24 protein-coding genes are annotated in these 22,512 nt (G+C 57.6%); 11 read left to right on the top strand and 13 right to left on the bottom strand.

The genetic code is table 11. The annotated features are described in order from the left end of the window. Both QO005_RS09400 and QO005_RS09405 read right to left on the bottom strand, forming a co-directional pair. A partial coding sequence (locus tag QO005_RS09400) for a helix-turn-helix domain-containing protein (RefSeq protein WP_307158066.1) occupies window positions 1–163 on the bottom strand: 163 nt, incomplete at its 3' end. A 124-nt stretch (window positions 164–287) separates the two neighbouring features. After that, window positions 288–1,055: an endonuclease/exonuclease/phosphatase family protein gene (locus QO005_RS09405; protein ID WP_307157760.1), complete on the bottom strand. Its 768-nt coding sequence runs from the start codon at window positions 1,053–1,055 to the stop codon at window positions 288–290. A gap of 62 nt (window positions 1,056–1,117) precedes the next feature. Here QO005_RS09405 and QO005_RS09410 point away from each other — a divergent pair, with 62 nt between their 5' ends. Then, complete coding sequence (locus QO005_RS09410; RefSeq protein WP_307157761.1) at window positions 1,118–2,089, top strand: putative bifunctional lysylphosphatidylglycerol flippase/synthetase; 972 nt, start codon at window positions 1,118–1,120, stop codon at window positions 2,087–2,089. 285 nt (window positions 2,090–2,374) lie between these two features. Here QO005_RS09410 and QO005_RS09415 read toward each other — a convergent pair whose 3' ends face one another. Further along, window positions 2,375–3,856: a phospholipase D-like domain-containing protein gene (locus QO005_RS09415; RefSeq protein ID WP_307157762.1), complete on the bottom strand. Its 1,482-nt coding sequence runs from the start codon at window positions 3,854–3,856 to the stop codon at window positions 2,375–2,377. 169 nt (window positions 3,857–4,025) lie between these two features. On the opposite strand from QO005_RS09415, the gene treY reads away from it, so the two are divergent. Next, window positions 4,026–6,671 carry a malto-oligosyltrehalose synthase gene (gene treY / locus QO005_RS09420; protein WP_307157763.1) on the top strand — a complete coding sequence of 882 codons (2,646 nt, stop codon included), beginning with the start codon at window positions 4,026–4,028 and terminating at the stop codon, window positions 6,669–6,671. A 140-nt stretch (window positions 6,672–6,811) separates the two neighbouring features. Here the strand turns inward: treY and QO005_RS09425 are convergent, their stop codons facing one another. After that, window positions 6,812–7,633, bottom strand: coding sequence for a bifunctional allantoicase/(S)-ureidoglycine aminohydrolase (locus QO005_RS09425; protein ID WP_307157764.1), 822 nt, complete (start codon window positions 7,631–7,633; stop codon window positions 6,812–6,814). A gap of 430 nt (window positions 7,634–8,063) precedes the next feature. Between QO005_RS09425 and QO005_RS09430 the strand changes: the two genes are divergently transcribed. Genes QO005_RS09430 through QO005_RS09440 form a run of 3 tightly spaced genes read left to right on the top strand, consistent with a single transcriptional unit; the run spans window position 8,064 to window position 9,371 of the window. Continuing rightward, window positions 8,064–8,369, top strand: coding sequence for a hypothetical protein (locus QO005_RS09430; RefSeq protein ID WP_307157765.1), 306 nt, complete (start codon window positions 8,064–8,066; stop codon window positions 8,367–8,369). A gap of 25 nt (window positions 8,370–8,394) precedes the next feature. Continuing rightward, the gene (locus QO005_RS09435) at window positions 8,395–8,727 is read left to right on the top strand and encodes an ATPase inhibitor subunit zeta (RefSeq protein ID WP_307157766.1); all 333 of its coding nucleotides are present in this window, start codon (window positions 8,395–8,397) and stop codon (window positions 8,725–8,727) included. A 2-nt stretch (window positions 8,728–8,729) separates the two neighbouring features. Continuing rightward, on the top strand, window positions 8,730–9,371 hold the full coding sequence (locus tag QO005_RS09440) for an exopolysaccharide biosynthesis protein (protein ID WP_307157767.1): 642 nt from the start codon (window positions 8,730–8,732) through the stop codon (window positions 9,369–9,371). A 47-nt stretch (window positions 9,372–9,418) separates the two neighbouring features. Here QO005_RS09440 and QO005_RS09445 read toward each other — a convergent pair whose 3' ends face one another. Then, a complete protein-coding gene (locus QO005_RS09445; protein ID WP_307157768.1) occupies window positions 9,419–9,889 on the bottom strand; it encodes an Lrp/AsnC family transcriptional regulator in 471 nt (156 codons plus the stop codon). A 380-nt stretch (window positions 9,890–10,269) separates the two neighbouring features. On the opposite strand from QO005_RS09445, the gene QO005_RS09450 reads away from it, so the two are divergent. The 5 genes from QO005_RS09450 (at window position 10,270) to QO005_RS09470 (ending at window position 14,537) form a co-directional block, all read left to right on the top strand. Continuing rightward, window positions 10,270–11,046, top strand: coding sequence for an ABC transporter ATP-binding protein (locus tag QO005_RS09450; protein ID WP_307157769.1), 777 nt, complete (start codon window positions 10,270–10,272; stop codon window positions 11,044–11,046). A gap of 282 nt (window positions 11,047–11,328) precedes the next feature. Continuing rightward, window positions 11,329–12,102: a transporter substrate-binding domain-containing protein gene (locus tag QO005_RS09455; protein WP_307157770.1), complete on the top strand. Its 774-nt coding sequence runs from the start codon at window positions 11,329–11,331 to the stop codon at window positions 12,100–12,102. A 12-nt stretch (window positions 12,103–12,114) separates the two neighbouring features. Further along, on the top strand, window positions 12,115–12,840 hold the full coding sequence (locus QO005_RS09460) for an ABC transporter permease (RefSeq protein ID WP_307157771.1): 726 nt from the start codon (window positions 12,115–12,117) through the stop codon (window positions 12,838–12,840). A gap of 10 nt (window positions 12,841–12,850) precedes the next feature. After that, a complete protein-coding gene (locus QO005_RS09465) occupies window positions 12,851–13,540 on the top strand; it encodes an ABC transporter permease (protein ID WP_307157772.1) in 690 nt (229 codons plus the stop codon). 85 nt (window positions 13,541–13,625) lie between these two features. After that, window positions 13,626–14,537, top strand: a complete 912-nt coding sequence (locus QO005_RS09470) for a homocysteine S-methyltransferase family protein (RefSeq protein WP_307157773.1) — start codon at window positions 13,626–13,628, stop codon at window positions 14,535–14,537. A 9-nt stretch (window positions 14,538–14,546) separates the two neighbouring features. Here QO005_RS09470 and QO005_RS09475 read toward each other — a convergent pair whose 3' ends face one another. From QO005_RS09475 to QO005_RS09505, 7 genes are all read right to left on the bottom strand, one after another. After that, window positions 14,547–15,992 carry an amidohydrolase gene (locus QO005_RS09475; RefSeq protein WP_307157774.1) on the bottom strand — a complete coding sequence of 482 codons (1,446 nt, stop codon included), beginning with the start codon at window positions 15,990–15,992 and terminating at the stop codon, window positions 14,547–14,549. A 179-nt stretch (window positions 15,993–16,171) separates the two neighbouring features. Beyond that, window positions 16,172–16,330, bottom strand: coding sequence for a hypothetical protein (locus QO005_RS09480; RefSeq protein ID WP_307157775.1), 159 nt, complete (start codon window positions 16,328–16,330; stop codon window positions 16,172–16,174). Between the two features lie 282 nt (window positions 16,331–16,612). Then, window positions 16,613–17,017, bottom strand: a complete 405-nt coding sequence (locus tag QO005_RS09485; protein WP_307157776.1) for a BON domain-containing protein — start codon at window positions 17,015–17,017, stop codon at window positions 16,613–16,615. Between the two features lie 704 nt (window positions 17,018–17,721). Beyond that, on the bottom strand, window positions 17,722–17,895 hold the full coding sequence (locus QO005_RS09490; protein ID WP_307157777.1) for a hypothetical protein: 174 nt from the start codon (window positions 17,893–17,895) through the stop codon (window positions 17,722–17,724). A gap of 237 nt (window positions 17,896–18,132) precedes the next feature. Continuing rightward, window positions 18,133–18,408, bottom strand: coding sequence for a hypothetical protein (locus QO005_RS09495; RefSeq protein ID WP_307157778.1), 276 nt, complete (start codon window positions 18,406–18,408; stop codon window positions 18,133–18,135). Beyond that, the gene (gene glgA, locus QO005_RS09500; protein ID WP_307157779.1) at window positions 18,405–19,880 is read right to left on the bottom strand and encodes a glycogen synthase GlgA; all 1,476 of its coding nucleotides are present in this window, start codon (window positions 19,878–19,880) and stop codon (window positions 18,405–18,407) included. Before glgA ends, QO005_RS09495 begins: the two co-directional genes overlap by 4 nt. A gap of 94 nt (window positions 19,881–19,974) precedes the next feature. After that, window positions 19,975–20,247: a DUF2934 domain-containing protein gene (locus QO005_RS09505; protein WP_307157780.1), complete on the bottom strand. Its 273-nt coding sequence runs from the start codon at window positions 20,245–20,247 to the stop codon at window positions 19,975–19,977. A gap of 393 nt (window positions 20,248–20,640) precedes the next feature. Between QO005_RS09505 and QO005_RS09510 the strand changes: the two genes are divergently transcribed. Further along, window positions 20,641–21,132: a sigma-70 family RNA polymerase sigma factor gene (locus QO005_RS09510; protein WP_307158067.1), complete on the top strand. Its 492-nt coding sequence runs from the start codon at window positions 20,641–20,643 to the stop codon at window positions 21,130–21,132. 264 nt (window positions 21,133–21,396) lie between these two features. Here the strand turns inward: QO005_RS09510 and QO005_RS09515 are convergent, their stop codons facing one another. Next, window positions 21,397–22,365, bottom strand: coding sequence for a Gfo/Idh/MocA family protein (locus QO005_RS09515; protein WP_307157781.1), 969 nt, complete (start codon window positions 22,363–22,365; stop codon window positions 21,397–21,399). Window positions 22,366–22,512: the final 147 nt, after the last annotated feature.

Raw genomic sequence — 22,512 nt, forward strand, 5'->3', positions numbered from 1 at the left:
GGACGACCTTGTCGACGAACATGTTGCGCTTGAGCTCTCGAAAGATCGTAGAGCGATGTCGACCAAGTTTCTCGGCGATCACCTCGACACTGAGGCCAGCCGTTCTCCAGCGAGCAATCTTGCGACGTTCATCGAGGTCAATGTGGGAGTAGGTGCGTTCCATTGCATTCTCCTTGCGAGTGACAACCCATTGGTATCATTCGCAAGTCGCACTTCATCCTTGAACCCACCCCCTGTGAGTTCAAAGTTCGGTAAGACGCGTTATGGAACTGACCTTGTGGGGCGGATTATTCCAGGTCCAGCAATCGCAGTTCCGCAAGCAACGGCAAATGGTCAGACGCTTTGCGAGTCAGCGGATTGCTGGCCACCCGTGTCGACTGTGCCGCTACGCTTTTTCCGAGAAGAATATGATCGATCCGCAAGACAGGAAAGCGGGAGGGAAAGGTCGGCTGCGGCCGCGCTTTCCCTCCCGCATTGTTAAAGCTCGTGGCATCCGAAAGTTCGGTATTCAGAATTCGAAACGCCGCCGAACGTCTTACAGCATTGAGATCTCCGGCGAGGACGACATTACCCTCCTCCAGCGCTTTCGCTCCGAGCCAATCGGAGCCGAGAAGCGTTTCAGCCTGAGCAACGCGTTCGCCGCCGCGCAGGCCAAGATGCGTATTGATAATGTGGACAGGTCTGCCCTCAACCATGACTTCGACCCAAATTGCGCCCCGTGGTTCTCCGATCGAAGGCAGGCCGCCCGCTTTGACCAATCTGCTGGGCAGCGCAGTGAGAATAGCATCACCATATTCCTCGCCTTCGATATGCAGCGCTGGGTGGAAATAGGAGTTCATTGAAAGATGGGCGGCGATCTCCTGAGCCTGATCCCGATGCGATGAGCGCTTTCGCCCGACGTCCAGTTCCTGCAGGCAGACGATATCGGGGCGGGCTTCGGCAATTACTTGAGCGATCCGTTCAGGATCACGGCGCCGATCTGTGCCCAGGCAACTATGCACATTGTATGTCAAAAGACGAAAAGAAGGCGGTGGTAAATCGAGCTTTAAAGTCATATCAGGGAACCCTTGAAGTCGCAAAACGTTCCCGATGCGGAACACGGGAGCTTGCGAATTTCATGGGTAAGAAAATTGCTTTGAATGGTTTGATGCTGGCAGCCACTGCTGTCGCGCTATGGCTGACATATCGGGCGCTGAGCCAGTTCACGCTTGCTGACATTGAAAAGTCACTTCTTGCCATTCCGCTCTCCGGCTTTCTTTTGTCTCTTTTCTTTTGCGCGCTTTCCTATCTTTGCCTCACGGGCTTTGATTATCTCGGCTTGATCTATGCCGGACGGCGCTTGCCTTGGCGCAAGGCGGCAAAGGCGTCTTTCACAAGTTTGGCTATTGGCCATAACATTGGACTGGCTGCTCTTTCGAGTGGAGCCGTTCGCTACCGATATTATTCGCGATGGGGTTTGCGTACCGAGGAAATTGCCAAGGTGATCCTGTTTTGCGGAGCCACCGTCGGCATTGGTCTGATTGCTCTCGGTGGGATTTGTCTGGTGCTGCTGCCGGAAAGTGCCGCAAAGCTCGGCGGGATGGGTGCAACGATCGCTCGGTGGATTGGAATTGGCTGCCTGGCACTGATCGCTCTTTACCTCGTCTGCTGTTGGTGGCTGCGGGGCACCGTCAAGCTTTTCAAGTGGCAGTTTACTCTGCCGGATGCACGCCTGGCCGTTTTGCAGGTGCTGGTCGGTATCGCCAACTTTGCAAGTGTGGCCGCATGTCTGCATTGGTTGACGCGCGCTCAGGCTGGCTATTTTGAAACCACCACTGCCTATGTCATGGCAAATTTGTCTGCGCTGGTCGCCCATGTTCCTGGCGGCCTGGGGGTGATGGAAGCAACGATTTCATTCCTGATGGGGAAAGACGCTTCGATTGGCGCGCTCATTGCCTTTCGCGTGGTTTACTTTTTCATTCCTCTGCCCCTAGGCGCTGCAGTTCTGGCCTGGAGTGAGTGGAAGGCCGCGACAGCAAACGAAAAACAGTCCGCCGATGCGCATCACGCACGGTCGGATGATGCGCGTCTGGAGCGAGCCGGAGTTTAGAGCATTTCCAGGAAAAGTGGGAACCGGTTTTCCGTCCGGAAATGCGTAGAAACAAAGATTTAGAGCGTTTCATTGTTTCCGTGAAACAATGAAACGCTCTAGCAAAAATGAAATCCAGATTTCCCTCTGGAAATGCTCCAACCTTTTGCTTTTAGGCAATTCCGGACGCGAAACCGAGGCTGCACTTTTGCTGGGATTGCTTTAAAAAGTGCGGGGATCAACGTAAAAGCGCCGACCTTTTCAATCAGATCGGCGCTCTTACTTTCTAAAACTGTAAGTTCAATCTTACCGAGCTTTTTCGCCGGATGGCTGGTCGGAAAGATGCGGCGGTTGCAGTGTTTTCAGTCTTTCCAAGGGGCGAAAGGACTGGAGCGGCCACCACGGTGCGCGCGGATCCACCAAACCCGTAGCAAAATGCAGGGCCGTCTTGCCCGGCGCGTTCGTGCCCGGAAAAGGTCGGAGGCCTCTTGTGCCGATATTCAACTGATCGATGGTGCGCACCAGTGAACCCGTCTGGCGGAACGTTTTCTCGATCATGGTGGCGGACTGGCCCAGATGTTCTGCGAGCAAACGGTGACGCAAGCCTTCCAGAACGAAGGTCTCCCGTTCATCACTGGCCTCTAGGGCTACGTCGAGCTCCGTGTCGAGGCCGATGGAGCGCTGGTTGAGATTGGAGGAGCCAATGCGGATGAAGCAATCATCGATCATCAGCAGCTTCGCATGGATCAGTACTTCCTGATGTCCTTTCGATCCAGCCGGGACAACCGGATAGAAAGCCCGGAAGCGACCGTAATGATCGGCCTGCTTGAGCTTACGGATCATGCGGTCGCGGTTTTCGCCCAGCACGACCCTCTCCAGCCAGCCATGGGAGGTGCGGGTGGTGATGACGACGATTTCAGGTCCATCCGGTCGCGATAGATGCCCTTCGAGAATCTTTGCGATTTCGGCGGAGGCGAAATACTGACTTTCGATATAGATCCGGTGTCTGGCGCTCGCCAGGCAATCCAGCGTCAGCCGGTAGCTTTCCCGGAAGCCTTCGCTGTTGCGGATGCGTGGCTCGGTTCGGGAAAACGCCACTTCAGTGTCTGAAAAGATGTGACGGGCTTGCCGGGGCAGTGGCAGGCTATGGCAGCGCGGGCGGATCACATCTTCCCCGGTTGCCTGCCACCACCGCCGCCTTGCGGCATCTGCAGCGATTTCGGCGGCCTCTCCCGTCATGGCCATCTGCAGGTCATGGACGGGTTCATAGGGCTCCTGTTTCGGTGTGATGCGCAAGGGGTCGTCCGCCCGGTGATCTGCGGTGTCCCAACGTTTGGCCGTCAGGTCGATGCCGCCAACGAAGGCCAGCGCATCGTCAATAACCACCAATTTCTGATGGTGAGAGCCGCGAACGGCATGACGCGTATCCAGCCGGAACCGAATCCGAGGATGGGCATTCCAGCGGCGACGTTTGAGGATCTTGAAGGATTTACCGGAATAAAGCGGTCCCATGGACCAGACGAGAATGTGAATGTTAAGGTCTGGCTTGCGTTCGACCAGCGCCAGCAGGTGCTCGCCCAGGGTCGGCGCCTGCGGATCGTCGGGCCGCAGCTTGATATCGGGATTGAAATCCCAGCCAACGATAAAAACCTGCTCGACGGCCTGGGACAGGCTTTCTTCCAGTGCTGCAAAATATTCGGCGCCATCCACCAGAAAGCCTGCCTTGTCTGCCGCACCGCTGCGCCAGGCATTGCGCCCGGGAACAATGATTTTTTCGGCCCTGCTCAAACGCGTTTTCTCGGCTTTACCCATCACGTCCATAAAATCCCCCGGCAGCATGCCGCACCACTTCGCGCTTGCGAAACGGGCGTCACGGAAATTTGTTCCATGACATCAAAAGGAACAAAGACTTGAACCGGTTCGTTCTCGGGCTGCCTCCAACCGATGAGGATCGTCCATGGCTCCCTCTACCCTCCCCCGTGCAACCTACCGTTTACAGTTTCGCAATGGCATGACGTTCCATGAGGCGGAAAGGCTCATCCCGCACCTTCAGGCGTTAGGGATCAGTCACCTGTATGCTTCCCCCGTATTCACGGCGACTGATGGGTCGGGGCATGGCTACGACGTTACGGATTTCAATGAAATAGACCCCAGTCTCGGGGGCATTGCCGGTTTTCGGCGGTTGGCGGAGGCGCTTCGCGCTGCGGGGCTGGGACTGGTGCTCGACATCGTTCCGAACCACATGGCGTCAAGCTTGAGCAACAACTGGTGGTTCAGCATTATCGAGTGGGGGACGCAGAGTCCTTTTGCTGATTACTTCGATGTTGACTGGTCGGAGCCGCTGACCCTGCCCTTTCTTGGTACGTCATTCGATAGCCTTGCAGCTTCGGGTGAAGTCACCGTTGTTTTTGATAGGAGCCGCAGGCGCCTCGGGTTTCAGGTTTACGAGTTGTTTTATCCCCTGACGCCTGCAAGCTGGGCTTTTGTCCTGGAGGGCTGTGATCTTTCGCTCGCGCGGGATTTGCGGGATTGTGCAGCCGCTGGCTCGCCAGATCTTTGGGAGGAAGCGCGCGAGGCCTTGAGCGTGTCCTCAGAAGATCAAAAGGCTCTCGACACTGTGCTTGCGGCCAAGGGAAAGCAGCCCGGCTTTCTCACAGCGCTGCATGAGATGCAGCCTTACAGATTGGTCGATTGGCGCCAGGCGAAGGATCATCTGACATATCGGCGGTTTTTCGAAGTCGCGGAACTGGTGGGGCTGCGGGTCGAGGATGAAAAGGTCTTTGCGCACAGTCACAGGCTGGTTCTCGATCTGGTTCGGGACGGGCTTGTCCAGGGACTGCGCGTCGACCACATCGATGGCTTGGCAGACCCGACCGGCTATCTCCACCGGCTTCGCGAGGCCGTTGGTCCTGATGTCTATCTGCTTGTCGAAAAAATTCTCGAGAAAGATGAACGCTTGCCCCCAAACTGGCCGGTGGAGGGGACCACGGGCTATGAGTTCATATCCAGCATGGCTGATGCGCTTGTCCCGGAAGACGGGTTGGCGCGCCTGCAAGCGGCTTATCAAGGGATGAGCGGCGATAGCCGCCCCTACCGCACCCAACTTGAAGCCGCAAAGAGCCAGATGTTGACGGTGAACTTTGCCGGCGAAGTGCGGTTTCTGGCAGCCATTGCCGCCAACTGCAACGCGGAAGATTGCGCGAGCCCCTCCCCTGAGGATCTTGAGGCGGCGATCCGTGCGCTTGTGCTGGAACTGCCCGTCTACCGGACCTATGCCGATGAAAAGGGCCTGACGGTTGAGGATCAGGCTCTTCTCGCCCAGACGGCCGAGCGGGCAAGGCAGGCCTCGCCGCCAGCGCTTATTCCGGCTATCGATTATTTATGCGGCCTTATGCAGGGTCCCCTGCCCGTTAAAAACGCGGCCATGCTTCGCCGGTTCCGGGCGCGGTTTCAGCAGTTGGGCGGGCCGATCATGGCAAAATCGCTGGAAGACACCCTTTTCTATCGGCTGAACGTGCTTCTGGGACTGAATGAAGTCGGAGGCGATCCGAGCCATGTCGGCGGATTGGAGGTTTTCCATGCCACTATGAAGGAGCGGCGTCGGTTTGCGCCCTTTGCCCTGCTGGCGACTTCCACCCATGACACGAAACGCGGCGAGGATGCGCGGGCGCGCCTTTATGCGCTTGCTGAAGCGCCTGAAATGTGGATCGCGGGGGTAGAACGGTGGCGCGAGATCAACAAGGGCCGGCTTCAGCATCTTCCTGACGGGGTGGCGCCGGAGCCGGAAATGGAGTGGATGCTCTATCAGGCGCTGCTCGGTGTGTGGCCACTGAAGGGGCCGGATGCGCCAGATTTTCCGGGCGAATTACCCAAGCGATTTTCGCAGTATCTCACCAAAGCCCTGCGGGAAGCAAAGCTTCGCACCAACTGGGGAGCGGAAAATCAGGCCTATGAGCAGGCCGTTCAGGCCTATGCGGCATGCTTCTTCGATCGTGGCAATCAGGCGTTCATCGCAGATTTCCATTCTACGTCGCTGCCATTCATCCGGGCTGGGCTGTTGAATTCGCTCTCCCAGACATTGGTAAAGCTGACGGCTCCGGGTGTTCCCGATATCTATCAGGGAAGTGAACATTCGGATTTTTCGCTGGTCGATCCGGATAATCGCAGAGTGGTGGATTTCCGTTTGCCGCCGTCTGGTGCCCCCAAACGCGATATCGCGGGTTTTGAAGATTATAAGGCATGGCTCATCGCTACCTGCCTGCATCTTCGGGCCGAGGCTCCGCAGTCTCTCTTTACGGAAGGTGACTATGAGCCGGTTTCAGTGGAAGGCCCTGCCGCACAGCATCTCATTGCCTTCATGCGGGAAAGTGGCGGCGCGATCGCCATCACGCTGGCGCCCCGCTCAGTCTTGAAGCTGTTGACGGGCGAGGAATTGCTACTGGATCAAACTATCTTGGCTGAAAGCCGACTGCGTCTGCCGTCGCGCATTGCGAGCTGCGCGTTCCGGGATATCCTGTCCGGCGAGCGGGTTTCCGGGCAGGATATTGCGTTGGGGAAACTTCTGCAGGCCCATCCCCTCTCGTTGCTGGTCAGCGGTGTGTAATACGAAGAGTCATTGAAGATGGCAGTTCGTATTCCCTTTTCGAATATCTCAAGCCCCTGATGCATTTGAGATATTCGAAATTCCTTCAAGACGAGGATGCGTGAGCATCTTCGAGCCTTGAAATAAGGGGCGAGGCCCGCTTACCACAAACGAGCGTGGCGGTTCACATCCTTGTAGAGCAGATAGCGGAAGCGACCGGGGCCGCCCGCATAGCAGGCCTGGGGGCAGAAGGCGCGGAGCCACATGAAGTCCCCGGCCTCTACTTCTACCCAGTCGTCATTCAGACGATAGACGGCCTTGCCTTCGAGAACATAGAGCCCGTGCTCCATCACATGGGTTTCCATAAAGGGAATGATGCCGCCGGGCTCGAAGGTAACAATGGTGACGTGGAAATCATAACGCAGATCATTGGGATCGATGAAGCGTGTCGTTCCCCAGGCGCCATTGGTATCCGGCATCATCGAGATCGGGTGGTCACTCTCGTGGGTAAAGAAAGCCGGAGGTGGCTCCAATCCGTCGACCGGCTGAAAGGCTTTGCGAATCCAGTGGAATTTCGCCGAGGTCTCACTGTCGTTCCTGAGGCCCCAGCCGGAATTGGCAGGCAGAAAGGCAAATGAGCCAGGCACCAGTTCATGACGCTCGCCCTTGAGGGTGATGGTAATCTTACCTTCAACCACAAAGATTGCGCCTTGGGCGCGTGCATCGTCCTCGGGCCTGTCACTGCCGCCGCCGGGCGCGACCTCCATGATATATTGTGAAAAGGTCTCGGCGAAACCCGTCATGGGACGGGCGATGATCCAGGCGCGAGCCTTGTGCCAATACGGCAGGAAACTGGTGACGATGTCACTCATCACGCCCTTGGGGATCACGGCATAGGCGGTCTTGAACACGGCCTTGCCCGAAAGGGTCTGGGTCTGGGGTGGAAGTCCACCCAGGGCAGTGAAATAGCTGTTGTCAGGCATTGGCGTCGGCTCCAGGTCAGGCAAGTCGAATGTGGGGCGCGATCACTTGCGTCACCCTTCCCTTGCCTACTGCATAATTCGAGAAATCGGAATCGGTTTGAGGAGAAAATGAGACGGCCGTTCCATGGGCCGCAAAGGCGGAGCGTTTCAGATGCTTGGTGATGTTTTGCCACCTCCTGATCATCTGCCGCAGCAATGCCTTGCAAAGGCGCCGAAAATTCCATGGGCCAGCCTTGAAACAGCCGGGATTGCCTCCCATCTTGCAGCCATCCCGTGGTCCGGGCCCCTCTGGCAGCAGCCGCCGGCGCTTCTGCGATGTCGGACCTTTGTCGACAGATGGTGCCGGCGAAGGACTTTGTCTTGACCACACTCGCTATTCCTCCCCTGCCCTTTTCCATTCCTGGCGCCCCGTGCTTCCGCGGAGGCGACCATGGCTGAGTGGATTGCGGCCCTCATGAGCGTCTTCATCATCGATCCTGTGCAGGCTGAGTTTCGCAGCCGTGCCGAGAGCTTTGCAGGTTCAGCGGCCGTTGTGGAGCAGGCAAGCCTTTGTATCAGGCAGGCCACACCAGCTCTGCTCGAAAAAGCAGTGGCGGAACCGCTCTGGGCGGTGCGAACCTCCCTGTCCATGACGATTGGCTGGACCGATCCGCTGACGCTTGCTGGCGAAACTGATCCGGCCTGCCGTGATGCAATTCAGCGTTTGAGTGCGGATGGGGAACAAGACAATGCTTGATTCTGTTGAAAGGAAAATCGGAGAGATGACCATGCAAGTCACGGCCCATGGGATTGAGGCGGAGATGGCGGAGGCCGACTGGGCAGCCGACGATGCGCCGGATGCCATCCGCGCGCGGCGCAACATTCTCTTCGGCTATTGGGCCGGCGAGCGCATGGGGCTTTCCGGAGCGGCGCTGACGCGCTACGCCCGGCAGATGCATCTTGCTGATTACATTGTCAAAGGCGACCAGGATCTGATCGTGAAGATCCAGCAGGATTTTCAGGCATTGAACCTGATGATCAGCCAGGACGATGCGGTACGCCTGTTGCGGTCTCTTCACCAACAGGCGCTGCGTGAAAGCGGCTGCACGGATTGATCATGGCGCATTCATCTCATGGTTCAGGCCGGGAGGCCTCCGAGGAGCCCGGTCTGCGCGGTTCGGATTTTCTGCTTGAAATTCTTGAGCGGGCCCGGCGCAAGGACGGTATCGAAATCGGAGAAATCATCGGTCATCGCGGCCGCATCGGCGTGGCATTCACCTTGTTGATGCTGGCGCTGCCGACGATTATCCCCCTGCCCGGACCTTTCGGCATGGTCTTCGGCTCCTGTATGGTGCTCGTTGCATTGCAAATGCTGTTTGGGGCGGAGAGACTGCGCTTTCCCGGCTTTATCGGCAGGCGCAAGCTGCCGCTCAAGGTGATTGAAGCCATGGTGCGGATCGGTCATCCCTGGGTGATGAAAGCGGAAGGCTGGCTGGAAGCCGGACGTTTCGGTCTTCTGACCGGCAAGACGGCACGGATGGTGCTCAGCCTGCCGATCATGCTGCTGGCGGTGTTGATCGCCCTGCCCATCCCCTTCGGCAACACCGTGCCGGCGCTGGCTGTCATCCTGATTGCCATTTCCCTTGCCGAGCGCGATGGCCTGGTGGTGATGCTGGCGCTGCTGGTGGCCGTGGCGGCCTGTATCCTCTCCTATTATCTGGTGACGGCAGCCGGGCAGGCGCTGACCATGGCATTTTGAGGATGTGACTCTCCCAGGGGCGTCTGAACCCTCTCGGATCACCGTCCTCATTCCTCGGCAATCGGGATGAAGAGGCCGAGTTTGACGTCGCGAAGAACGACATTGGTGTGCATGCGCCTGATTTGCGGATTTTCCGCCATGATCAGGGCGGCGATGTCATCGTAATGTTCGACGTCCCGGGCCGTCACGATTGCTATCAGATCTACTTGTCCCGTAACATAATAGACCTGCTGGATGTGATCCTGCTTTTCCGCCCAGATCCTGAATTTCGCCAGGGCATCGTAATTGTCCCGCTCGATCTCCATACCCACAATGAACACCATGGGATGACCCGTTGCCTTGCGGTCGATCACGGCGATTTCGGACCGGATGATCCCTTCCTCGCGCAGCCGCTTCAGCCGTCGCTGTACCGCAGAGGTGGAAAGTCCCACCTGCTCGGCAATGGCTTCCGCTTTCAATTGGCAGTTGCGCTGTACCATTTCGATGATTTCCCGGTCAAACCGGTCAAAGCGTTCCATCGATCCCCACCTTCCCGTATGTTCTGTCGTTATTCTATTCAAAGGACATGGAGAGCCGGGAGATAATGGCAATCTCTTTCCGGTTGCAATTTTTCGTGCATGCCTTTGACTTTTATGCATTCCGGACCGGAACGCTTCCCCTTTATTGACGAACCCGTATTCCCGTTTTTTGATCAGGCCACATCCTTGCACTGCCGGATGCGCGGGCTGAATGTGCACGTTGTCAAGCTGTCTGACAAGATAGCGAAAAGCCTTTCTGCGATAAAACCGCGCGAGAGACGTTTTTTCGCGGTTATTGGCGCGTAAAGAGCATTTATGCGCATACATTATGCAGAAAATGGCTATTATTGTCCGCGAGACGTTGGAGCCCGGTATCCTTTATGACAGGAAAAACCCCTTTCGCCCTTGAGGCGAATGACATTCACAAGCGCTTCGGCGAGCAGGAGGTCCTGAAGGGGGTGTCTGTGCGGGCCGCGAAGGGAGATGTCATCTCGATTATCGGTTCCTCCGGTTCCGGTAAAAGTACCTTCCTGCGCTGCCTCAACTTTCTGGAGATACCGGATCAGGGCCGCGTCAGCATCAATGGTGAGGAGATCGGGACCCGCATCCGGCGGGGCCGGACGGAGCCAGCCGACCGGCGCCAGGTGGAACGCCTGCGGACCGGTCTTGGAATGGTGTTTCAGAGTTTCAATCTCTGGGCGCACCGTACCGTGATTGAAAATGTCATCGAGGCACCGGTCCATGTGCTGGGCGTCCCGCGCGCGGAGGCAATGGAGCGGGCGGAAGCGCTTCTCAACAAGGTTGGGCTCTATGATAAGCGCCATGCCTATCCGGCCTTTCTCTCCGGTGGCCAGCAGCAGCGTGCAGCCATTGCCAGAGCGCTTTGCATCGAGCCGCAGGTGATGTTGTTCGATGAGCCGACCTCCGCGCTCGATCCTGAACTGGTCGGCGAGGTGCTGAAGGTTATCCGCGATCTGGCCGAGGAGGGGCGCACCATGCTGCTGGTGACGCATGAAATGCGTTTTGCCCGTGATGTTTCCAGCCATGTCCTGTTCTTGCATCAGGGCCGGGTTGAGGAAGAAGGTCCGCCGGCGCAGATCTTCGGACAGGCGCTGAGTGCGCGTTGCCGGGAGTTTACCGGCGGGCTCGTTCATTAGAGCATCTCCAGGAGAAGTGGGAACCGGTTTTCCGTCCGGAAATACGTAAAAACAAAGAGTTGGAGCGTTTCAATGTTTCCGTGAAAGAATGAAACGCTCTAGAGCATAATTCGACCGGAGTGAAACGAGGATCGATAAAATTATGCTTCAGAAAAAACGTTAGAGCGCCGATCTGATACAATCAGATCGAATAGCGCTCTCATTTTAATCGCTCCATGCGGCGCTTCGGGACGAAGAACCGGATCAGTCGTCGCCAATGCTGTTCGAAAAGGAAGATAGCGAATGAAACTCCTCTCCGCCGTGCTCACCAGCGCCATGCTGTCGCTCTCGGCCTTGTCCGCCCATGCCGATGTTCGATTTGGCATCATGAACGAGTCCTATCCGCCGTTCTTTGCCAAGGATGCCTCTGGCAAATGGCAGGGCTGGGAGATCGACCTCATGGAGGCGGTCTGCGCCGAGATGAAGGAAAAATGCTCGATCGTAGAGCTGTCCTGGGATGGTCTGATCCCGGCCTTGCAGAGCAAAAAGTTCGATGTCATCTGGTCTTCCATGTCCGCCACCGACGAACGCCGCAAGGTGATCGACTTCACCAATAAATATTATAATACGCCGAGCACGCTGATCGGTCCCAAGGACCAGAAGCCGGGTGCCACCGCCGAGGATGTGAAGGGCAAGACCATCGGCATTCAGGTTTCGACCATCCAGTCCGATTACTATAAGAAGTACTTCTCCAAGGTTGCCGAAGAAAAGACCTACCAGACGCTGGATGAAGCCTTTCAGGATCTTTCCGCCGGGCGCATCGATTATGTCTTCGGCGATTCGCTGGCGCTTGATGCTTTCTTAAAGAGCGATGCCGGCAAGGATTGCTGCGCGAAGATGGGTGACGTTGCCGATGACCCGGAAATTCTGGGTGCGGGCGTATCCGGTGGTCTGCGCAAGGACGATCAGGCGCTGAAGGAAAAGTTGAATGCGGCGATCGCGGCCGTTCGCGCCAGCGGCAAATATGACGAGATCACCCGGAAATATTTCAGCTTCGACATTTACGGCGCGAAGTAAGCCGGTTCTCTCATGGCAAGTGTTCCCCAAGGCATTTTCGAGCTTCTGTCACCCTATCCTCCGGGATGGGGTGGCGTACTGCTGACCGGAGCCGCGGCGACCCTTGCCATTTCCGGTGGCGCCTTTGCCATCGGCCTTCTGCTCGGGCTTGCTGGCGCGCTCGGCAAACTGTCCGGTGGCAAGTTGGTAACCTTCTGCCTCAATGGCTACACCACCGCAATCCGCGCCGTGCCGGAACTGATCCTGATCGTTGGCCTCTATTACGCCGGGACCGATGGGCTGAACCGTCTGCTGACGGCGCTCGGTCTGCCGCAGGTGGAGGTTAACGGTTTTCTGGCGGCAGTGGCCGTTCTCGGCTTTGTGCAGGGCGCCTATATGACGGAGGTGCTGCGCGGCGCCATTCTGGCCATACCCGTGGGGCAGATCGAAGCGGCAAAGGCCTTTGGCATGGGCCCTGTCCTGCGGTTCCGGCGTGTCATTCTTCCGGCGCTTTTGCCCAATGCCCTGCCGGGTCTCGCCAATCTCTGGATGTCCATCACCAAGGACAGCGCGCTTGTGGCTGTCGTCGGCTATCAGGAACTGGCGCTGGCGACACGCCTCGCAGGTGCCGGAACCAAGCATTACTTCATCTTCTTCCTCGCCTCCGCCATGCTCTATCTGCTGATTACACTGGTCTCGAACGCGGTGTTCACGCTGATCGAACGGCGGGTCCGGCGCGGCCAGCCGGCGCTGGCCTGAGGGGTAAGCCATGGAATTTTCATGGATTTTCTCCTACTGGCCTCTGCTCTTGAGCGGCGCAAGACAAACGCTGCTGCTGCTGGTGATTTCCGTCGGATTCGGCTTTCTGCTGGCTATTGCGCTTGCCTTCGCGCAGGTTTCCGGTGGCCCGGCGGTGCGGCTTCTGGCGCGGGCCTATTGCACCTTTTTCCGGGGCACGCCGCTGCTTATTCAGCTCTGGCTGTTGTATTACGGGGTGGGCTCTCTGCTGCCGATGATACCCGGGCTCCGCCAGAGCCTATTCTGGCCAATCCTTCGGGAAGGATTTTTCTTCGCGGCGGTAAGCTTCACCCTCAATTATGCGGCCTATGAGGCCGAGGTGCTGCGCGGTGCGCTTCTCGGTGTACCGAAGGGAGAACTGGAGGCGGGCCGTGCTTTCGGCATGAGCCGCTTCACCCTCATCCGCCGTATCTGGCTGCCTCGGGCGATCCGCATGGCGCTGCCCACCATCGCGGGCGAGGTCGTCATGCAGTTGAAGGCGACCCCCCTCGCCTTCACTGTGACGGTGATGGATCTCTATGCGGTGGCCTTCAAGGTCCGGCAGGACACGCTGCTGGTCTATGAGCCGCTGCTCGTCGTCACGGTTTTCTATCTGGCGCTGACCGCGTTGATCGCCCGTGCCTTCCGGCTGATGGAAGCGCAGGTGCCTCTTCGGCGGTGAGGCGCCTGTGACTGCGACTTTATGAGTGGAATTTGTAATGGAACGCCGTGCTGGGGAAGGCCCGCAGGCTTTCGGGAGAATGGAAATGACAGGCTTGCGTATTCTCGATGGTGGCATGAGCCGGGAGCTTTTGCGTCTTGGGGCCGAATTGAAGCAGCCGGAGTGGTCGGCGCTGGCACTGATGAATGCGCCGCAGATCGTTCGGCAGGTGCATGACGAATTTATTGCCGCCGGTGCGGATATCGTGACGACCAACAGCTACGCACTCGTGCCCTTCCATATTGGAGAAGAGCGCTTTCAGCAGCAGGGGCCGGCGTTGATCCGGCTTGCCGGAGAACTTGCTCGCGCGGCGGCGGATGCTGTGACGGATCGCAAAATCAAGGTGGCAGGCTCCCTGCCCCCGATTTTTGGTTCCTACGAGCCGCAGAACTTCAATCCCGCGACCGTTCAGGACTATCTTTCTGTGCTGGTGGGCAATCTCTATCCCTTCACCGATGTCTGGCTGGGGGAAACGCTGAGCCTGATCGCCGAAGGAGAGGCCGTGCGGGTTGCCGTGGCGCAAACGGGCAAGCCGGTCTGGATTTCTTTCACGCTGGAGGATGAGGCAGCCAAGCTTTCGGATGGCGTGCCGAAGCTGCGCTCCGGTGAGCGGGTGGCCGATGCGGCGGCCTGGGCTGCGGAGGCGGGTGTGGAAGCCCTGCTTTTCAATTGCAGCAAGCCCGAGATCATGCGTAATGCCGTTGAAGTTGCCGCCGCCGTTTTCCGTGACAGGGGCAGTGCTATCGATATCGGCGTGTATGCCAATGCCTTTGAAGGCGAGCAGGGCGAAAGTGCGGCCAATGAAGGCCTGCACGAAACCCGGCAAGATCTGACCGGCGACGCCTATTCCGACTTTGCCTGCTCATGGGCGGACGCAGGCGCCACGATCATCGGCGGTTGCTGCGGCATTGGCGCGGAACATATCCACCGTGTTGCGAAAGCGCTTCGCCGGGCCTGAAGTCCAGGTTCAGGCGCTGGGCACCCTGCCCCCCATTTCTGCAATTGGGGGCTTGGCATCTGCCGGAAGCGGACTTTCATAGGGCTTGCCCTTGCGGCGGCGAACGAGGTCGGCCAAGGCTGCCTCGCGCAGATGGTCGCTTTCAAACAGGGCACGGGCGGTGGCCGCCATGACTTTAGCCGTCGCCACCATGCCCTTATGGGCCAGGGGACTTTTCCCCTGGGCAACCAATTGCCAGGTGTGGAAGGGCGTGCCGATGGCGCAGGTCGCGCCGTCTGCCTGTACGGTGGGCACCACCCAGCTCACATCGCCGACATCGGTGGAGCCCGTGAGCAGCGGTGTCCGATCATGGGCGGGAAGAATGAAATCGGCAAGCGGCACATCCCGTTCGGCAATGCCTTCAAACGCCCATGGGGCAGATTTTTCCTCTGCGGTCAGCACGGCGCGGATGCTTTCGGCAAAAGCATGATCCTCGGCATCGAAGGGCGGCGGGCCAAGCTCCTCCCAGGCGGCCTGCATCACATCCATCAGCGGCCCATTTGGCAGCACATTGGAGACGGCGCTGATCACCTGCGCTTCGACGTGGGTCTCCGTCATCAAGGCCGCACCGTCAGCGATCTTGCGAACGCGTTGAACGAGAGTGCGCAGGCCTTCCAGTTCCGGGGCACGGATAAGATAACGGACCTTGGCGAAGGCCTGCACGACATTGGGGGAAATACCGCCCGTGTCGAGAATGGCGGCATGGACCCGGCAATCCGAGGGCATGTGTTCGCGCATGTAATTGACGCCGACGCTCATCAGTTCCACGGCATCCAATGCGCTGCGGCCGAGCTCCGGATGTGCACCGGCATGGGCGGCACGGCCATGGAAGGAAAAGTCGAGACGCATATTGGCAAGGGAGGTACAGCGCTGCACACCAGCGAAGGAACTCGGATGCCAACTGATGGCAGCATCCACGTCGTCAAAAGCACCCTGGCGCACCATGAAGGCTTTTGCCGCCCCACCCTCTTCCGCAGGGCAGCCGTAATAGCGCACCCGGCCCGGCAGGCCTTGCTGTTTCAGCCAGTCCTTGAGGGCGGTTGCAGCCAGAAGCGCACCCGAGCCCAGAAGGTTATGGCCGCAGCCATGGCCGTTGCCGCCCGCGACAATCGGCTTATGTTCGGCTACGCCCGCCTCCTGCGAGAGCCCGGACAGCGCATCATATTCCCCCAGGATGGCAATCACGGGACCGCCCTCCCCTGCCTCGCCCATGACCGCCGTCGGAATACCGGCCACGGCTTCCGTAACACGAAAACCTTGTTCCCGCAGCATCGCCACATGTTCGGCCACGGAGGCCTCTTCCATATAGCAGGTTTCCGGGGTGTCCCACACGCGGTCGCTGAGCGCGATAAAGGCTGAAGCGTGTGCATCGACAAGCGACCACAGTGCGGAAGAATCATTGCGGGAAAAGGTCATGGGGCGTTTCCAGAGACACAAGGAACAGGCAGGCTACAACCTGCACCTTAACGCCGAGCGCTCATCGAACAACCCCTGCAGAGAAAAACTCTTTCCTGTCTATAGATCCTGGCGCCAGAGCTTCTGGGTTTCAGACGCCACGCCGTCGATGATAATCCGTCGGTGAAGGATGCTTGAGCTCAGGATCCCTTTTTGTTGTAGAGATCGCGAATGCTGCGGCGCTGTTGCTTCCGTTCGTCTTTGCTCAGGTCCCGACGGCTCAACAAGCCATAGGCAATAGCGCCCCCCAGCATGAGCGGACCGATTGCCACCGCGACGAACCAGATGATATCTGCCATGGGATGCTCCTTGCTGTAGAGCATTTCCAGGAAAAGTGGGAACCGGTTTTCCGTCAGGAAATGCTTAGTAACAATGAAATGTTCTACAGCGTCCTTTGTGCGTTTTATCAAACGCACAAAGGACGCTGTAACACTCTAAATCTGCTGCATAATTTCATCCTTAAATCGATTCCGATTTAAGGAATTATGCAGTAGCCATTTCCGGCAAAGGCGCGCTCACGGCTTTCATCAAACCGCCGTCTCCGGGCCTGCTGGAGTTGCTTTTCATCGATCTCGGCATCTTTACGACGAGCGAGAGGGCTCTTGGTCTCCCGCTGGCTGAACCTTGAGCCGGTTCATGCAATCTTCAATACCGCGGATGGAGAGGGCAATATCTTCTGCCTCCCGCTTGGCGGCCCGGCTTTCCACTTGTCCCTCAAGAGTTGCCACGCCATTTTCAACAACCGCGGACACATGGGTCGCGTCGAGGCGGGTCGCTTCCGTCAGCCGCTCGTTTAATTCTTCGATCAGCCGATCGTCGCTGCGACGGTAATTGCGAGGACCTTTCCCCCGGTGGTCGTGCTGGTCGGAGAAAATATCAGCTTCTCCCTGCAAATAGCCTGAGGGTTTGTTTTCATCCGGGCCTTCCCAGCGTGGCCATTGCGACGTTTCCCCGGGACGGCCGGGCGTTGGTTGTTGATGTTTCATGATCGTTTCCTCCACGCAGACGCTGAGCGCATACGGTTGGACATCAACCGTATTTTCTCACGCTGCTTTGGAAGCCTTAACCGGGATGCAAGTGCAATGTTCCCAAAACCACAACCAAAAGGAGGAGGGACTTTGGCGCTTTCAAGGAAAATGAAAAGACGATGATAAAATTCCGCCAGACGAGCAGCCAAGCCGCCCGTTAGAGCATAATCCGACCGGAGTGAAACGAGGATCGATCAGATTATGCTTCAAAAAGAAAACCCTGGAGCGCCGATCTGATTCTATCAGATCGAAAAGCGCTCTAGGGTCAAAACTCAATCAGGATGGGTGTTCTGCAAGGCGTATTTTGTGTCTGAGTAGGAGGAAAGGTGCAGGAAATGCCGATCATTTTTAAACCTTTCCGACACCCGCAGGCGCAAAATACGCCTTGCCCGAAGGGTTGAGCGGGATGGGCCGACTGATTGCGAACAATGCTCGACAAGGCCTCAGGGCCTTGCCTTGCGCTTGTTCGCGGCCATTCAATCCCATCCCGTTCAACAGAACACCCATCCTGATTGAGTTTTGACCCTAGGGCCGCACCATGCCCATGCTGCGAATATACTAGAGCACGTCCGGTGAACACGGGTTCACCGGACGTGCTCTAGGCTTTTGTTTTTACGCATTTCCGGACGAAAAACCGCAACTACACTTTTCCTGGAAATGCTCTAGGTGACCGGGTTCTTCTTCGCGTCGAGGGCTGCCTGCAATTCCTTGGCCAATTCCAGGATTCGGGGCGGAACGGTCGCGCTTTCCAACTCATGCAACAGGGTCTGGAGTTTGCTGTCCAGGTCCAACTGGCCGCCGGATGACACTTTAATGTCCTTTGTCTTATCCGTCATAGGTGTCTCTTTGCCACGCCGTTGTGGTTTGACTCATTATATCCAATACGCGGCCCTTCAGGGTCTGGATCACACCGATGTCACAAAATTATCGGCGCGCCATCAGCCCGCACGCTTCATCTGATCAAAAGGCAAAGCTTTTTTACGGCAATGATAACGAAACAACGCGCGTTTTATGCTCAAACACGCTGCTCGACGCACTTTTCTGCGAGTTTTAACTGATGCGGCGGCCGGCTATTATTCCATGGGTGAAGCGTTCACCCTGACTTTGGCGGCGTAGACAATTATTTTGAGTTCCGCGGCAGCACTGCCTGCTTCTCGAAAAGCACGATTGGGGACGGCTCCCGGATCCTCCTGACCGTCCCGGAAGACACTGTCGGCTTCCAGCTGCTGAACAAGGCGCTCAAATGCCCCTTGCCCCTGCAATCCGGCCGTCAGGAGCCCAATCAGCAATTCCCGATGGGCATTCATACGGCCTTGAAGGTCGAACGAGGTATCTTCCTTGTCTGTCATGACAGTAGCCTTCGGGCGGGTGGATTCTTCCGCACAACCGGTTGCTTGACGAGATTGCCGTAAAGATTTGCATATTGCTCGGCGCTGCGCTCCCAACTGTAATTGGCACGCATGGCCTGAATTTGCAGGCGCCGCCATTCCTTTGGTGAGGCATAGGCATGCAGGGCGCGCCGGAGCGCATGACGCAAGCCCTCCGTGGTCACGGGGTGAAACTGGAAGCCGGTGGCCGCCTTGGCGGAGAGAGCCGCGTCATTGGCATCGATAATGGTTTCCGCCAGTCCGCCGGTGCGGGCCACCACGGGCACGCAGCCATATCGCAGGGCATATAGCTGGGTGAGGCCGCAAGGTTCGAAACGCGATGGCTGGATGACAGAATCAGCGCCGCCGTGAAGCCGATGCGCTGTTTCCTCATCATAGCCGATCTGGACCGCCATCCGGCCCGGATAGCGATCGGCAACCGCCTTCAACTGTTCTTCAATCTCGTGATCACCCTGGCCAAGGATGATGAGCTTGCCGCCGCCATGAATGATTTCATCAGCGGCTTCCGCCAGCATATCCATGCCCTTCTGCCAGGTCAGGCGTGTCACGGCGGCAAAAAGCGGGCCATCGTCATTGTTCAGGCCGAAGCTGTTTTGCAGCTCCATTTTGTTCAGGCGCTTGAGGCTGATGGTTTTCTGATCGAAACGGGCAAAGAGATGCGGATCCTGCAACGGATCCCAGATCTCGGTATCGATGCCGTTGACGATCCCCCACAGCTTGCTGCGCCGGGCAGCAAGGACGCCTTCCAGGCCCATGCCGAAGCGTGCGGTGAGGATTTCTCGAGCATAGGTGGGGCTGACGGCCGTTATGATGTCTGCGGTCATCAATCCGCCCTTGAGATAGCAGATATCGCCATAATATTCGAGGCACTCGGTGCTGAAGACCGAAGGTGGCAGGCCGATGGACGACAGGAGAGACGAGGAAAACTGTCCTTGAAAGGCAAGGTTGTGAATGGTGAGCACCACGGGCACCTTGCAATCCATCTCCCGCATGTAGACGGAGGTCAGGGCGGTTTGCCAATCATGGGTGTGAACGAGGTCTGGCTGCCAGCCAGGCAAGCTACCGGCGGCAATCTCAGCCGCCGCAAGGCACAGGACGGCAAAGCGCCGCCAGTTGTCGGGGTGATCATGACCGTTATCGGCGATGTAAGGTCCGCCGGGGCGATCGAAGAGTGCAGGAGCGTCCAGAAGAAAAAGCTCCAGGCCTTCGATTTCCACCGCATACAGTGACGCCGTTTCGCCAAGCAGATCCTCGAATTCGATCAGTGGCGGGCAATCTCTGATCAACGCCCGAAGTGGGCGATAGGCGGGGACAAGAGTACGGGTGGAAATGCCAAACCGTGTCAGCGCCTTGGGTAAGGCGCCTGTTACGTCTGCCAGACCACCGGTTTTGATGAGGGGAAAAATTTCCGATGTTACGGAAAGAACCTGCATGGGCGGTTCCTGATTTCGGCCATTGCGGCCCGGCATGTAACGCAGTTTGGGCCCGGTTTCTTCAGCGTTTTCGCAATGGCTGAGCGGCCTCATTCTACGAACCCTTTCTGCTACGCTTCGGCTTTGTTACAGGAACGGGATCCTGCGGGACATCGGCCATTTCTGCCTCCGGGCTCTGGCGCACGTCAGCGGCATTCTGGACGCGGCGGCGCGTACCGGCCTTGGTTTTCGCCGCAGACTGCGAGAGGGCTTGATATTCCTGATAGGCCTGATCCCAATGGATCGCGTCGCGGCCATGTGGGCGGCCCTCTTCTTCCCAAAGCGCGTAGGCCCTTTTTTCTACCCACTCCTTGTCGAATGGCTTCATTTCCTGTCTCCCGTTATGCGCTCTAGAACGCAGGATTGGCGATAAGTGTTCCGTTCGGGGGTCGGCATATTTTGCGTTTTGTGCAACGCAAAAGCAATTTAAAATTGATTTATTTTCAATTAATAAAGCTCATGAAAAAGTGATCATGCAGTCACTCTCCTGAAAAGTTGACAGCGTTGACACCTGTCAACCATCCTGCAGACTTTGCCATCCAGCTTTTTTTGTAACACGCGGGAACTCCCGCAAGCTGCTCGCGTTTAACGCGGGTGTTGAGGATGCCCTGAGTGTGTTTCCATGTTTCCGGGGGAAAACCGGTTCGCACTTTTCCTGGAAACACCTTGGCGATACCATGAAACTGGAAGGACAGCAGGCTTGCCGAAGCGTGCCGCGGATATGACTGATCCTGATGCCGTAGTGGAATTGATCCCAGCCCTGCGCGCTTTTGCGCGCACCTTTTGCCGACGGCAAGAGGACGCCGATGATCTTGTTCAGGAAACGCTGGCCAAGGCTCTGGCCAATCTCGACAAGTTTGAGCCCGGCACAAGGCTGAAATCCTGGCTCTTTACCATTATGCGAAACACCTTCTGCACGCGGGCCAAGAAAAGCAGCCGGGAAACGGTGGGAATTGACGACGTGCTTTCCGACAGCCTCACCACGCAGGCCAATCAGGAATGGTCGGTTCAGTCGGATGAGGTGAGGCGGGCGCTGAACCGGCTACCGCTTCATCATCGGGAGGTTGTCATTCTGGTGGTCATGCTGGGTGAACGATATGAAGATGCTGCAGCAATTTGCGGTTGCCCTATTGGCACGGTCAAGAGCCGCCTGAACCGCGCGAGGCAGCAGTTGCGCCAGGAATTGGGCGTGGCCGACGAAGACGATTTCTGATGTTATACGAACGGTCATTGAAGATGACCGTTCGTATTCCCCTTTCGAATATCTCAAGCCCTTGATGCATTTGAGATATTCGAAATTCTTTCAAGGCGAGGATGCGTTGGCATCTTCGAGCCGTGGTGTTCTTATCGCCTGACGTTGTCGAGAGCAGCGGACGCGCCGGGGCTTTGCCCCGGCTTTTTTTGTATTTCTGGGAGAAGTGGAATCCGATTTTCGTCTGGAAATTCCCAAAAACAAAGAGTTAGGGCGTGAAACGTTTTAACGGGGGCCGATCACCTGATCGACCAGTTTGGCGACCGAGATCATCATTTCACTTTCACCGATGAAGCCCTGCTCCAACAGCAATCTCCGGGCCCAGCGCGTAGCCGCCTGGGCGGGTGGCAGGGTTTGCGGCCATGCAGCCCCCGGGGGCAGGATGCCGAGAAGCGCATTGATCCGGCCACGCGAAAGGCACAACCTTTGATCTTCCCGCGACGTGCCAAGTGCAAGGCTGAGAAACTCCCCCTCCTCCCGGCTTTGATGGATATGGCTGACGATATCGAGACGCACTCCACCCTCGAGTTCCATCTGCACCTCTATCCGCTCGGGGCTCGGCTCGCCAACGGTCAAGGACGTCACTGCCGGATGGTCCAGAAGCCAGAGCGGCAGATCGATGAGATGATGCCAGAATTCGGCAAGCCTCACATGACGGGCCTCGGCATCCTCTAACGGTGTGGCAAGATGCGCATCGATACGGATGCGGTTGACGGCGCCCAGGGATCCCTGCCTGAACTGTTGGCGCAGGCCCGCCGCTCGGTCGTTGTCGCGATAGGCGAAATCCACCTGCAGGCACCTGTCGAGGGAGCGGGCAGCATCGACAACAGCCTGCACCTCATCAGCGCAGCGACCGATGGGACGCAGGCAAAATACTGGCAGAAATCGCGCCAGTGCCAGAAGACTATGTTCGGCATTGCTGACGCTGTTGCTGCCGATGACCACGGCATCCAGTTCCCGGGCGAGGAGCCCGGAAAGATCGAGCGTCCGCTCCGCCTCAGGTGCCAGGGCGAGCGCCGCCTGCGCGCGAGCGGGTTCAGTCTCGCCGATTGCAGAGATTTCGAGAAAATCCGTCCGTGACAAGGCCGTCATGCATTCCCGGGCTGCACGGCCTGCGCCCAGCATGCCAAGGCGCAGCCGGCTGTCCGCTTCGAGCGCAAGCGCGGCGCGCCCATTGATAACCGTCATATTCATCGAAGATCCTTGAGCATTTCACAAGAAAGTACAGGCGTGGATTGGTTTCCAGCGTTCCAGCGGCAAAGGCTTTTTAACTGTTGCGGCCCTTTCGACCGGGTCAGCATGACCGGCAAAAGCGGCAGGATGGAGTCACCTGGCGTATTT

The sequence above is a fragment of the Allorhizobium paknamense genome (assembly GCF_030815125.1).
Lineage (GTDB): Bacteria > Pseudomonadota > Alphaproteobacteria > Rhizobiales > Rhizobiaceae > Allorhizobium > Allorhizobium paknamense.